This window comes from Caulobacter rhizosphaerae (assembly GCF_010977555.1).
Lineage (GTDB): Bacteria > Pseudomonadota > Alphaproteobacteria > Caulobacterales > Caulobacteraceae > Caulobacter > Caulobacter rhizosphaerae.
In genome coordinates, this window is sequence record NZ_CP048815.1 from 1386487 (window position 1) to 1399534 (window position 13048).

General features: G+C 70.9%; 10 protein-coding genes. 9 read left to right on the forward strand and 1 reads right to left on the reverse strand.

What is annotated here, in order from left to right; genetic code table 11:
- Positions 1–7 precede the first annotated feature (7 nt).
- From G3M57_RS06480 to G3M57_RS06490, 3 genes are all read left to right on the forward strand, one after another.
- Complete coding sequence (locus tag G3M57_RS06480; RefSeq protein ID WP_163229532.1) at positions 8–1600, forward strand: fatty acid--CoA ligase; 1593 nt, start codon at positions 8–10, stop codon at positions 1598–1600.
- 160 nt (positions 1601–1760) lie between these two features.
- The gene (locus tag G3M57_RS06485; RefSeq protein ID WP_163229534.1) at positions 1761–2651 is read left to right on the forward strand and encodes an oxygenase MpaB family protein; all 891 of its coding nucleotides are present in this window, start codon (positions 1761–1763) and stop codon (positions 2649–2651) included.
- Between the two features lie 90 nt (positions 2652–2741).
- A complete protein-coding gene (locus G3M57_RS06490; protein WP_163228787.1) occupies positions 2742–3818 on the forward strand; it encodes an ISAs1 family transposase in 1077 nt (358 codons plus the stop codon).
- A gap of 143 nt (positions 3819–3961) precedes the next feature.
- Here G3M57_RS06490 and G3M57_RS06495 read toward each other — a convergent pair whose 3' ends face one another.
- Positions 3962–4195, reverse strand: a complete 234-nt coding sequence (locus G3M57_RS06495; RefSeq protein WP_056762041.1) for a hypothetical protein — start codon at positions 4193–4195, stop codon at positions 3962–3964.
- Between the two features lie 106 nt (positions 4196–4301).
- On the opposite strand from G3M57_RS06495, the gene G3M57_RS06500 reads away from it, so the two are divergent.
- From G3M57_RS06500 to G3M57_RS06525, 6 genes are all read left to right on the forward strand, one after another.
- Positions 4302–6602, forward strand: coding sequence for a glycoside hydrolase family 3 N-terminal domain-containing protein (locus G3M57_RS06500; RefSeq protein WP_163229536.1), 2301 nt, complete (start codon positions 4302–4304; stop codon positions 6600–6602).
- Positions 6603–6653: 51 nt separating this feature from the next.
- Positions 6654–7109, forward strand: coding sequence for a VOC family protein (locus G3M57_RS06505; RefSeq protein WP_056762039.1), 456 nt, complete (start codon positions 6654–6656; stop codon positions 7107–7109).
- A 99-nt stretch (positions 7110–7208) separates the two neighbouring features.
- Positions 7209–8144 (forward strand): Gfo/Idh/MocA family protein, encoded by a 936-nt coding sequence (locus G3M57_RS06510; protein WP_163229538.1) that lies wholly within the window; start codon positions 7209–7211, stop codon positions 8142–8144.
- A 119-nt stretch (positions 8145–8263) separates the two neighbouring features.
- Positions 8264–10033 carry a type I secretion system permease/ATPase gene (locus G3M57_RS06515; RefSeq protein WP_163229540.1) on the forward strand — a complete coding sequence of 590 codons (1770 nt, stop codon included), beginning with the start codon at positions 8264–8266 and terminating at the stop codon, positions 10031–10033.
- Positions 10030–11403 carry an HlyD family type I secretion periplasmic adaptor subunit gene (locus G3M57_RS06520; RefSeq protein ID WP_056762034.1) on the forward strand — a complete coding sequence of 458 codons (1374 nt, stop codon included), beginning with the start codon at positions 10030–10032 and terminating at the stop codon, positions 11401–11403. The genes G3M57_RS06515 and G3M57_RS06520 overlap by 4 nt, the downstream gene beginning before the upstream one ends.
- Positions 11404–12003: 600 nt before the next feature.
- The gene (locus tag G3M57_RS06525; RefSeq protein WP_163229542.1) at positions 12004–13023 is read left to right on the forward strand and encodes a helix-turn-helix domain-containing protein; all 1020 of its coding nucleotides are present in this window, start codon (positions 12004–12006) and stop codon (positions 13021–13023) included.
- The last annotated feature ends 25 nt before the right edge of the window (positions 13024–13048 follow it).

A 13048-nucleotide genomic window follows, 5' to 3' on the forward strand; every position in this document is an offset into this window, starting at 1 on the left:
GCCCACCATGTCCGGACCCGCCGTCGATTTCGATCGCCTGACGACCCTGGGCGACGTCGCCCGCTATCACCACGAGGTCCGGCCCGAGGCGACGGCCCTGGTGTTCGAGGGCCGTTCGACAACCTTCGCCCAGTTCGACCGCCACACCGACCAGGTCGCCAACGCCCTGCTGGCCGAGGGCTTGGTCAAGGGCGACCGCATCGCCTATGTCGGCAAGAACAGCGACCACTATTTCGAGCTGCTGTTCGGCGCGGCCAAGGCCGGGGTGGTGCTGGCCCCGATCGGCTGGCGGTTGGCCCCGCGCGAGATCGCCTACATCCTGGGCGACGCCGAGGCGCGGATGGTGTTCGTCGGCCCCGAGCTCCTGGCCCATGTCCGCGACGTGGCCGTGCTGATGCTGGATCACCCGATCGTCGTGGCCATGGAGGCCAACGACTATGGGCATCCGGTGTTCGAGGCCTGGCGCGACGCGGCCGGAGGCGGGCCGCCGGACGTGGCGATCACCTCTGCCGACGTCGCCGTCCAGCTCTACACCTCGGGCACCACCGGCCGGCCGAAGGGCGCGATGCTGACCCACGCCAACATCGTGGTCCCCCGCCGGCTGGCCGCCCAGGCCGACCTCGACTGGAACCGCTGGGGCCCGGAGGACGTCAGCCTGGTGGCCATGCCGGTGGCCCATATCGGCGGCACGGGCTGGGGCGTGGTCGGGCTGATCAACGGCGCCAAGGGCGTGGTGGCCCGCGAGTTCGACCCGACCAAGGTGCTGGACTTCATCGAGAAGGACCGGGTCTCCAAGATGTTCATGGTGCCCGCCGCCTTGCAGGTGGTGGTGCGGCTGCCCCGCGCCCGCCAGGTCGACTACAGCCGCCTGACCCACATCCTGTACGGCGCGGCGCCGATCCCGCTGGACCTGTTGCGCGAGTGCGTCGCGGTGTTCGGCTGCGGCTTCGTCCAGCAGTACGGCATGACCGAGACGACCGGCACGGTGGTCTATCTGCCGCCCGAGGACCACGATCCGGACGGCGGCGTTCGCATGCGCTCGGCCGGCCTGCCCATGCCGGGCGCCGAGTTGAGGATCCTCGACGAGCACGGCCAGGTCCTGCCGCCGGGCGAGGTCGGCGAGGTGGCGGTGCGCTCGCCCGCCAACATGGCCGGCTACTGGAAGCTGCCCGAGGCGACAGCCCTGGCCGTCGACGCCGACGGCTGGCTGCGGACCGGCGACGCCGGCTATCTTGACGCCGACGGCTACCTGTTCATCCACGACCGGGTGAAGGACATGATCATCTCGGGCGGCGAGAACATCTATCCGGCCGAGGTCGAGAGCGCGGTCTACGGCCATCCGCACGTGGCCGAGGTGGCGGTGATCGGCGTGCCCGACGACACCTGGGGCGAGGCGGTCAAGGCGGTGGTCGCTCTCAAGCCCGGCGCGCCCGAGGACCCGGCCGACATCATCGCCTTCGCCAAGGGCCGCATCGCCGGCTTCAAGGCGCCCAAGACCGTCGACTTCATCGGCGCCTTGCCCCGCAACGCCTCGGGCAAGATCCTGCGGCGGGAACTGCGCGAGCCGTACTGGGCGGGCAAAAGCCGACGGGTGAATTAGGGTTGCTTGCTCGGTCAGGGGGCGAATTCCTCGTCCTTCGACAGGCTCAGGATGAGGCATTCGAGTTCATCGCCGCGAAACTAGCCCTCATCCTGAGCTTGTCGAAGGACGAGGGCGGCCCGCCAATGGCGGCCGGTTTAGCGTTCGGAAGGAAGACCTGATGGCGGATGGCCCCGGTCGCATCGCAGGTCTCATCCAGGGCCTCTACCAGCTCGAGGGGGCTCCGCGGGTCGACTTTCGCCGGCCGGCCGGCGAGCCGGCCCTCGCCGCGCCGGACTCGGTGTCGTGGCGGGTGTTCAAGAACCCGGTCGCGCTGTTCGTCGGCGGGGTGAGCGCGGTGATCCTGGAACTGGCCGAGCCGCGCGTGCGCACCGGGGTCTGGGAGCATTCCAGCTTCCGGACCGATCCGCTGCCGCGCCTGAAGCGCACCGGCCTGGCGGCGATGGTCACGGTCTATGGCGCGCGTTCGACGGCCGAGGCGATGATCGCCGGCGTGCGGCGGATGCACGACCGGGTGGCCGGCGACACCCCGGCCGGAGCGGCCTACCAGGCCAACGACGTCGAGCTGCTGGACTGGGTCCAGGCCACGGCCAGCTTTGGCTTCCTGGAGGCCTACCACGCCTATGTCCGGCCGCTGAGCGCCGCCGACCGCGACCGCTTCTACGCCGAGGCCGCGCCGGCCGCGGCGCTGTACGGGGCGCTCGGGGCGCCGGCTTCGGTGGCCGGGTGGGAGACGCATCTGGCCGCCATGCTGCCCAGGCTGGAGCGGCACGGGATCGTCCTGGAGTTCCTGGCGCTGATGCGCAAGACCGCGATCCTGCCGGCCCCGCTGCGCGGCCTGCAGGGGGCGCTGATCCGGGCGGCGGTGGCGATCACGCCGGCCGAGGTGCGGGCTGTGGTCGGGCTGGGCGCGGAATGGGACCTGGGCCCCGTCGAGGGCCGCCTGCTGCGGCTGGTCGGCGCGGCCGCCGACCGCCTGCCGATCCAGGGCGCGCCGCCGGTCGAGGCCTGCCTGCGGATGGGGCTGCCGGGGGATTATCTGTATTCCTGATCCCTCCCCCGTGGGGCAGGGGAATCGCATATGGATTTTTGGTCCGAACGGGATTCTGAGGGTGTCTCCTTGTGAGAGGGAGACGGTCGGATGGAGACGTTCGCGGCTTGTTTTTCGGCGATGGAGGATCCGCGGGCGAGGAACGCTCGGCATGATCTTCTGGAGTTGGTGTTCGTGGCCCTGGCGGCGGTGCTGTGCGGGGCGGAGGACTGCACTGACATGGCCGCCTTCGCGCGGGCCAAGCTGGATTTCCTGCGCCAGGTGGTGAAGCTGGAGCACGGTCCGCCCAGCCACGACACGTTCAGCCGCGTGTTTCGCCGATTGGCGCCCGAGCCGTTCGAAGCGGCCTTCGCCCAGTTCACCGCCGCCTTCGCCGGGGCCTTGAAGGGCGTGGTGGCGATCGACGGCAAGGCTCTGCGCGGAGCCTATGAGCGCGGATGCCGGGCCTCGCCGCTGCATCTGGTCAATGTCTGGGCCGCCGAGGCCCGGCTGGTGATCGGCCAGCGCCTGGCGCCGGGCCGCAACGAAGTGCTGGGCGCCCAGCAGGCCCTGGCCCTGCTGGGCCTGGAAGGCTGCATCGTCACCGCCGACGCCCTGCACTGCCGGGCCGACACCGCCCAGACCATCCTGGACACCGGAGCCGACTACGCCCTGGCCCTGAAGGCCAACCAACCCACCCTGCTGGCCAAGGCCCAGGCCCTGCTCGCCGCCGCCGATCCCACCAACGAGGCCCTCCAGGGCCCCGCCAAGGGCCACGACCGGATCGAGGGCCGCGCCGCCCTGGTCGTCCCCGCCAAGGACATGGACTTTCCCGGCCTGGCCGCCGTCGCCCGCGTGGAGACCCACTGCAAGCGGGCCGGCGCCCCCGAGCCGGTCATCGTCCGCTTCTTCCTGCTGTCCACGCTCCTGTCCCCCGAAAGGATGCTCCAGGTCGCCCAGACCCACTGGACCATCGAGAACCAGCTGCACTGGGTGCTCGACGTGGCCCTGCTGGAGGACGCCTCGCGCAGCCGCAAGGACAACGCACCGCAAAACCTCGCCCTGATCCGAAAGCTCGCCCTCAACACCCTGCGACAGCACCCCGGCAAGGGTTCCATCAAGACCAAGATCAAGCGCGCCGGCTGGGATGAAACCTTCCTGCTCTCACTCCTGGGTCATATGCGATAGCCCTGCCCCGTGGGGGAGGCGATCGCGCAGCGATCGGTGGGGGGAGTTTTGGGGTCGTCGATCCGGGGTGTTGGTCGCCGGCCGATCACTCTCCCCACCGTCAGCTCCGCCGACACCTCCCCCACAGGGGAGGGCCTGGCGCGTCAATCCGTCCGCCCCTGGTGCTCCACATGCCCCTCGCGCACCTCCGTCCGGGAGAACACCTCCTCCTGGCCGTCCTGCAGCAGTTCTTCGGCGTCGGCCTTGTCCTGCTCGGCCTGGGCCAGGACCAGGCGCAGGGCCTCGACCTCGGTCGGGGCCTCGACCACGACGCTGCGCAGGGGGGCTTGCGGCGGGGCGTCGCCGAGACGGACATCGATGCGCCAGCGGGTGGTCATGAGCGTGTCTCCAAGGTTGAAGGCGTAGGGTCGCCCCTCAGATAACGCACCATTGCACCCGACGGCGTTTCTGGCGAGTTTGCCGCGATTCAGTGCGGGAGGCTTCATGGCGACGGGTGGCGGGCGACAGGGTCCGGAGCGGCAGGGGGGCGTCGACCGGCGTACGGTCCTGGCCGGCGCTACGGGCCTGGCGGGGTTCGCCCTGGCCGGAGCGGGCGCGGCCCGCGCCGCCTCGCCCCGGGTCGAGGCCCTGATCGGCCGGATGACCATCGAGGAAAAGGCCGGCCAGCTGTCGTGCTATTCCGACATGATCCGGCCGCCGGTCGGCGACATCAATCCGCTGGTCAACCAGCGCAACACCGAGCAGATCCTGGCCGACATCCGCGCCGGCCGGGTCGGCGTGCTGATGAACGGCGTCGGGGTCGAGGGCGCGCTGCGGGCCCAGACCGCCGCCGTCGAGCAGTCGCGCCTGAAGATCCCGCTGCTGTTCGCCGCCGACGTGATCCACGGCTTCAAGACCGTCTACCCGATCCCCCTGGCCGAGGCGGCCAGCTTCGACCCCGACCTGGCCGAGCGCACGGCCCGGGCGGCGGCGCTCGAGGCCTCGTCCTACGGCAACCACTGGACCTTCGCGCCGATGGTCGACGTGGCTCGCGACCAGCGCTGGGGGCGAGGCGCCGAGGGCTCGGGCGAGGACGTGTTCCTGGGCGAGGTCATGGCCCAGGCCCGGGTGCGCGGCTTCCAGGGCCGCGACCTGACCGCGCCCGACAGCCTGCTGTCGACCGCCAAGCACTTCGCCGCCTATGGCGCGGTGTCGGCGGGACTGGACTACAACACGGTCGACATCTCCGAGGAGACCCTGCGCGAGGTGCACCTGCCGCCGTTCAAGGCCGCCTTCGACGCTGGCTGCTTGGCGGTGATGTCGGCCTTCAACGACATCAACGGCGTGCCGGCCACGGCCAACCGGCATCTGCTGACCGACATCCTGCGCGGCGAGTGGAACTTCAAGGGCGTGGTGATCTCCGACTACACCGCCGACCAGGAGCTGGTGGCCCACGGCTACGCCGCCGACGACAAGGACGCCGCTCGCCTGGCGATCCTGGCCGGGGTCGACATCAGCATGCAGAGCGGCCTCTACAGCCGCTACCTGCCCGAGCTGGTCGCCCAGGGCCTGGTGCCGATGGCCGCCGTCGACAACGCCGTGCGCCGGGTGCTGGGCCTGAAGGAGGCCCTGGGCCTGTTCGACCGGCCCTACCGCTCGATCGACGCCAAGGCCCAGGCCGCCAACACCGCCACCCCGGCCATGCGGGCGCTCTCCCGCGAAGCCGGCGCGCGGTCGATCGTGCTGCTGAGGAATGACGGCGGCCTGCTGCCCCTGCCGAGCCGGGGCAAAAGGATCGCCCTGATCGGCCCGTTCGCCGACGACCGCGACAACATCCTGGGGCCCTGGGCCTTCTTCGGCGACAAGAGTCTGGGCGTCGACCTGGCGACCGGGATCCGCGAGGCGATGGCCGACCCCTCGCAGCTGACCATCGCCCGGGGCTGCGACGTCGAGAACGCCATCCCCGGCGGCTACGACCAGGCCGTGGCCGCCGCGCGCGCCGCCGACCTGGTGCTGCTGGCCGTCGGCGAGAGCCAGAACATGTCGGGCGAGGCCCAGTCGCGCACCGAGATCGGCCTGCCGCGCGTCCAGCAGCAGCTGGCCGAGCTGGTCGGGGCCGTGGGCAAGCCGACGGTGGTGCTGCTGCGCCACGGCCGGGCCCTGGTGCTGGAGGGGGCGGTCAAGGCCGCGCCGGCCGTGCTGGCGACCTGGTTCCTGGGCACCGAGACCGGCCACGCGGTGGCCGATGTGCTGTTCGGCAAGGTCAATCCTTCGGCCCGGCTGCCGGTCAGCTTCCCGCACGAGAGCGGTCAGGAGCCCTACACCTACAATCACCGGACCACCGGCCGTCCCGCGCCGCAGGCCGACGACAGCCAGGAGTACAAGGCCCGCTGGCGCACCACCCGCAACGAGGCGCTGTACCCGTTCGGCCACGGCCTGTCCTACACCAGCTTCGCGCTCAGCGACGTGCGGCTGTCGACCACCCGCCTGGCCTGGAACGACAAGCTGTCGATCACGGTCACCGTCGCCAACACCGGCCGGGTGGCGGGCGAGCATGTGGTCCAGCTCTATGTCCGCGACCGGGTGGCCAGCCGCACGCGGCCGGTGCGCGAGCTCAAGCGCTTCGTGCGGGTGGCGCTGAAGCCGGGCGAGCGGCGCGACGTGCGCTTCAGCCTCGAGCGCGGATCGCTGATGTTCGTCGGCGACAACGACCGCTGGATCGCCGAGCCGGGGATGTTCGACCTGTGGGTGGCCAACAGCGCCGTCGACGGCCTGGCGGCGAGCTTCGAGTTGTTGGGAGCCTAGGGCGGAGCAACGCTTGGCGGGTGCGACACCCTCAGGAACTGGACCGAAATCATGACCAAAAGCCAACTTCTGCGCATGGACAATATCGGCGTCGTGGTGGACTCCCTCGATGACGCCGTCGCCTTCTTCACCGAGCTTGGCCTGACGCTCGAGGGGCGGGGCACGGTGGAAGGCGAATGGGCCGGACGCATCACCGGGCTGGGTGATCAGCGCGTCGAGATCGCCATGATGGTCACGCCCGATGGCCACAGCCGCCTCGAGCTCTCGCGTTTTCTGGCGCCGTCCGTCGTCGCCGATCACCGGAACGCCCCCGTGAACGCCCTCGGCTACCTGCGCGCCATGTTCACAGTGAGCGACATCGACGACATCCTGGCCAGGCTCGGCAAGCACGGCGCGCAGCTGGTCGGCGAAGTGGTTCAGTACGAGAACGCGTATCGGCTCTGCTACATCCGCGGCCCTGAAGGTCTTCTCATCGGGCTGGCCGAACCCCTCGGCGGCGATCGGTAGCGGTCGACGGAGAGCCTTGAGCCTCACTGGCCGTTTGACATCCCAACCGCCACCGAGCATTTATCCTACAAATAGCGTTTTCCAGAGTCGCGAGGCCTCATGACCGCCGCCACACCCATCCGCGTGGCCCTGATCGGCCTGGGCAAGATCGCCCGCGACCAGCACCTGCCGGCCATGGCCGCCGACCCGCGGTTCGCGCTGGTCGCGGTGGTCAGCCGCCACGCGCAGCAGCCTGGTCTGCCCAGCTTCCACACGTTCGACGAGCTGCTGGCCAGCGGCGTGGCCTTCGACGCCGTGGCCCTGTGCACCCCGCCCCAGGTGCGCCACGGCCTGGCCCGCCGGGCGCTGGAGGCCGGCAAGCACGTGATGCTGGAAAAGCCGCCCGGCGCGACGCTCAGCGAGGTCGAGGACCTGCGCCAGGTCGCCGACGCCCGGGGCGTGACCCTGCAGGCCACCTGGCATTCGCGCTACGCCCCCGCCGTCGCCCCCGCCCGGGCCTGGCTTGAAGGCCGGACGATCACCGCCGCCCGGATCAACTGGCGCGAGGACGTCCGGGTCTGGCATCCGGGCCAGGACTGGATCTGGGAGCCGGGCGGGCTGGGGGTGTTCGATCCCGGCATCAACGCCCTGTCGATCGCCACCGCCGTGCTGCCGCGTCCGTTCTTCCTGACGGAGGCGACCCTGCACGTGCCCGAAAACCGCCAGTCGCCGATCCAGGCGCAGCTGGCCTTCGTCGATACCCTAGGCGTGCCGGTCACCGCCGAATTCGACTTCCTGCAGACCGGTCCCCAGAGCTGGGACATCGAAGTCGACACCGACGGCGGCGCCCTGCGCCTGTCGCACGGCGGGGCTCGGCTGTGGATCGACGACGCCCTGGTCCACGAACAGCCCGAGGCCGAATATCCGGGCCTCTACGCCCGCTTCGCCGAGCTGATCGGCGCCGGCCAGTCGGACGTCGACGTGACGCCGCTGCGCCACGTGGCCGACGCTTTCCTGCTCGGCCGGCGGGTCGCGGCGCCTGCTTTCATCGAGTAGGGCGCCGGTCTGGAGCTTTCGACGCAACGACCTTCTTGCATAATCACGGGCCGAGACGTTAGGTACCGGCCAGGGGTATGGGGCCTTCGTGCGGCGAAGTGGGCCCATAGGAGAGACGCGTGAAGTTCCTGGACGCTCCGTTGCCGCCGCCGCTGGTCGCGGCCCTGCGCGCGTGCCGGCCGCACCTGATGGCCGCCGCCGTGTTCAGCGCGCTGATCAACATCCTTTTGCTGGCGCCGACCATCTACATGATGCAGGTCTACGACCGGGTCGTGCCGACCGAGGGCCGGCTGACCCTGCTGTATCTGACCCTGGTGGTGGCCTTCGCCCTGGGCACCCAGACGGCCCTGGAATCGGTGCGCTCGCGCCTGCTGACCCTGGCCGGGCTGCGCCTGGACCGGCTGCTGGCCGGCGGCATCCTGCAGAAGCTGATGAGCGCCATGGCGCCCGGGGCCTCGGCCCAGGGCATGCGCGAGTTCGACATCGTGCGCCAGGCCCTGTCGGGCCCGGTGGCCGTGGCCGCCTTCGACATCCCGTGGACGCCGATCTACGTGCTGGTCGCCTTTATGATCCATCCGGCGCTGGGGGCGATGACCATCGTCGGCGGCGTGGTGCTGGTGGTGCTGGCGGTGCTCAACGAGCGGGCCACCCGCGCGCGGGCCCGCGAAGCCTTCGTCGCCCAGTCCCAGGCCTACGCGTCGCAGGAAGCGGCTGCGGCCAATGGCGAAGTGGTGCGCGCCCTGGGCATGCGCGGCGCCCTGCGCGAGCGCCAGCTGGCGGACCGCCGGGCGGGGCTGGACCTGTCGGCCAAGGCCCAGTTCACCGGCGGCGGCTATTCGGCTGCCACCAAGTTCACCCGCATGTTCCTGCAGTCGGCGGCCCTGGGCCTGGGCGCTTGGCTGGCGGTCGACAAGCAGATCTCGGCCGGGGCGATCATCGCCGCCTCGGTGCTGATGAGCCGGGCCCTGCAGCCGATCGAGCAGCTGGTCGGCTCCTGGGGCGTGGTCGGCCAGGCGCGCGGCGCGCTGAACAACCTGATCAAGCTGTTCCCGGCCGGCCGGGGCCTGGAAGTGTCGGGCACCCAGCTGCCCGCGCCCAGCGGAGCCCTGGCCCTGGAGCAGGTGGCGGTGCGCGCGCCCGGCGAAGGTCCGGTGCTGCTGCGCGGCGTCAGCCTGCGGCTGACCCCGGGCGAGATCCTGGGCGTGATCGGTCCCAGCGGCGCCGGCAAGACCACCCTGGCGCGGGTGGCGGCCGGGGCGATGACCCCCGAGGTCGGCGTGGTGCGGCTGGACGGCGCCAACATGACCGATTGGGATGGCGACCGGCTGGGTCGCTACATCGGCTATGTGCCGCAGGACTCGGGCCTGTTGGCCGGCTCGATCAAGGACAACATCTCGCGCTTCGCCATCTGGGCCGGGGGCGATCCGGCCATCGTCGACGCCGAGGTTGTGACCGCGGCCCAGGCGGCGGGCGTGCACGAGCTGATCCTGCGCCTGCCCAAGGGCTATGACACCGTCCTGGGCGCCGGCGGGCGCGGGCTGTCGGCCGGCCAGGCCCAGCGCGTGGCCCTGGCCCGGGCCCTCTACGGCCAGCCGCCGCTGCTGATCCTGGACGAGCCCAACTCGGCCCTCGACGCCGACGGCGAGGCGGCGCTGAACAACGCCATCCTGGCCGCCAAGGCGCGGGGCGCGACGATCCTGATCGTCGCCCACCGCACCGGTATCCTCAATGTCGCCGACCGCCTGCTGGTGCTGCGGGAAGGCCAGGTCGAGATGGTCGGTCCGCGCGCCGAGGTCGTGGCCAAGATGGCCGCCGCCGCTCAGGCCGCCGCCCAGGCTCCGGGCAAGCCCGGCTCGACCGTCACCCCTCTGCAGGCCGCCAAGCCATGACCGACGCCACCTTCCAGGCCCCCGGGACCGCCGGCGAGGCCGCCGCCAAGATCCCGCCGCGCCTTTCGGACGACCCGGTGCGCATCATCCGGATCGGGGCCGGGGTGGCGGGCCTGTTCTTCGTCGGCTTCCTGGGCTGGGCGGCCCTGGCGCCGCTGGACGCCGGGGCCTACGCCCACGGGGTGGTCGCCGTGGCTGGCAACCGCCAGGCGGTGCAGAGCCGCGAGGGCGGCGTGGTCACCGCCATCCGGGTGGTCGAGGGTCAGAGCGTGGTCAAGGGCCAGATCCTGGTGGAGCTGTCGGCCTCGGAGCTGCGGGCCAGCGAGCGCGGCATGACCGGCGAGGTCCTGACCCTGCTGGCTCAGCGCGCCCGGCTGGTCGCCGAGCGCGACCGCCTGCCGACCATCGCCGCGCCGCCGGAGTTCGCCGACCTCACGCCGGAGGACAAGCCCCTGGCCGACGACGCCCTGCGCCTGCAGCGTCAGCAGTTCCAGGCTCGCCGCAGCTCGCTGCAGACCCAGCGCGGGGTGCTCAACCAGCGTGTCCTGCAGCTGAGCCAGCAGAGCAGCGGCGCCGAGCGCCAGCTGGACGCCAACCGCGAGCAGCAGAAGCTGATCGAGGAGGAGCTGAAGGGCGTGCAGGAGCTGGCCGCCAAGGGCTTCGCGCCCAAGACCCGGGTCCTGGCCCTGCAGCGCAGCGCCGCCTCCCTGACCGGGGAGGACGGGGCCTATCGCGCCCAGATCGCCCGCTCGGCCGAACAGATCGGCGAGACCAAGCTGCAGACCCTGTCGCTGGAGCGCCAGATGATGGAGGAGGTCTCCGGCCAGCTGCGCGACGTGCAGGTGCGGCTGGACGACCTGCAGCCCAAGGTGCTGGCCGCCCGCGAGCAGCTGGCCCGGGCCACGGTCCGCGCCCCGTCCGGCGGCAAGGTGGTGGGACTGAACGTCTTCACGGTGGGCGGCGTGGTCGCCCCCGGCCAGACCCTGATGGAGATCGTGCCGCAGGACCGGCGGCTGGTGATCCAGGCCAAGGTCTCGCCCAATGACGCCGACGATCTCAAGCCCGGCCAGAAGACCCAGATCCGCTTCACGTCCCTGCACGAACGCGACCTGCCGCTGCTGAACGGCACCCTGACCGAACTGTCGGCCGACAGCTTCACCGACGAGAAGACCGGCGTGCAGTACTTCCGCGCCGAGGTCTCGGCCCCGCCCGAGGAACTGGACAAGATCCGCAAGATCCGCGGCGCCCAGTCGGGCCTGCAGGCCGGCCTGCCGGTCGAGGTGCTGATCCCGCTGCGCAAGCGCTCGGCCCTGGCCTATCTGGTCGAGCCGATGTTCCAGACCTTCTGGCGGATGGGCCGCGAGCACTAGCTCGACACGCCGCTCCGGGGCCGAACACCTCGTCCTTCGACAAGCTCAGGATGAGGTGTTCGACTGCCGAGCCTGTAGATGGTCCTCATCCTGAGCTTGTCGAAGGACGATGACCACGCACGGCTGATACGCCGACCGCCCTAAGGCATCGGCGTTGAAGCTCAGGGAGAGGCTTCATTTTCCTTGTCATTCGGGAAGCACGCGCGATGTGCGGGATGCAACCAGCGCTCATCGCCAGACCATAAAAAAGGCGGGCCTCCCCAAGGCCCGCCTTTAGTTTTAGGTCCCCCTCGGGACGTGGGCGACGCTGGTCGCGCGACCTCCCCCAAGGTCTCGCGGTGCGTCGTTCTCCAAGCCGATGGCCTAGCGCCCGAGCCTCGGTCGGCCGGGTCGCGGCCGCGCCGATCGCCGACCGGCGTTCGTCCGAAGCAGCCGACACCTGTAAGGCTTTGCGCGGCGCGGGCCTTACATGCCGGTTCCATTTTCTTGATCCCTTGTCTCAAAGGAAAACGCCGCTCTCGCGCGGCGCCCCGCGCGGTGCGACGAACGCCCGCATTGGCGAATATGGTCAATGCGTGATTGTGCCTTGGGGGAGGCCACATGAATCATCCTTTGGACCCGCCCGCCGAAACACTGTTTCGGCTGGGGCGGACGAACTTCAGCACCCGGAGCGTCCCGCCCGAGCAGCGGCACGACTATTACCGGCGGGAAGTGCTGACGGCGCTCGACGCGCGCGACCCGGAACCGGGGTTCACGGCCAGCATCACCGCGCTGCGCCTGGGGCCCCACGCCTTCTACGTCACCGAGACCGGCGGCCAGACGATGTTCCGCACGCCGCAGATGATCGCCGCCGACGGCCTCGACCACTACATCGTCCAGTTCAACATCGCCGGCTCGCACACCGGCGACTTCGACGGCGTGCCGTTCTCGTTCGGTCCGGGCGAGGTGGGGATCTGCGACCTGTCGCGGCCGATGCTGATGCACAGCACCGCGGTCAAGGTGCTGACCACCTTCCTGCCGCGCGCCGAGGTCGAGGCCGTGGCGCCGAACATCGCGCTGCACGGCATGGTGCTGGACGCCAATCGCGCCGGCCTGCTGATCGAGCACCTGACGGCGGTGACCCGCTGGTTCCCGCAGCTGTTGCCCCAGACCCTGCCGGGCATCACCCGCGCCACGATCGAACTGCTGGGCGCGTGCCTGGCCATGGAGGCCGGGCGGGCCGATTTCGGCATGCGCGAGTCGCCGGTGCTGCTGCGGGCCCGGGCCTATGTCGAGCACAACCTGCTGGAGCCCAGCCTCAACCCCGCCAGGATCAGCGAGGCCCTGGGCGTGTCGCGCTCGACGCTCTACCGCCTGTTCGAGCCCCTGGGCGGGGTGACGGCCTATATCTGGGAGCGCCGCCTGCACCTGGCCCGCGCGGCGCTGCTGGATCCCAAGCGCGGCCGGCGGATCAGCGAGATCGCCTTCCAGTGCGGCTTCAGCAGCGAGGCCCATTTCAGCCGCAGCTTCCGCAAGGCGTTCAACATCCGCCCCAGCGACCTGCGCTCGCTGCAGCCCAGCCTGGGCGAGGAGCCCGACACGCCGTTCGCCAAGTGGACCGACGCGGCCACGGGGACCTGAGTGCGCACCCTCTCCCGATGGGAGA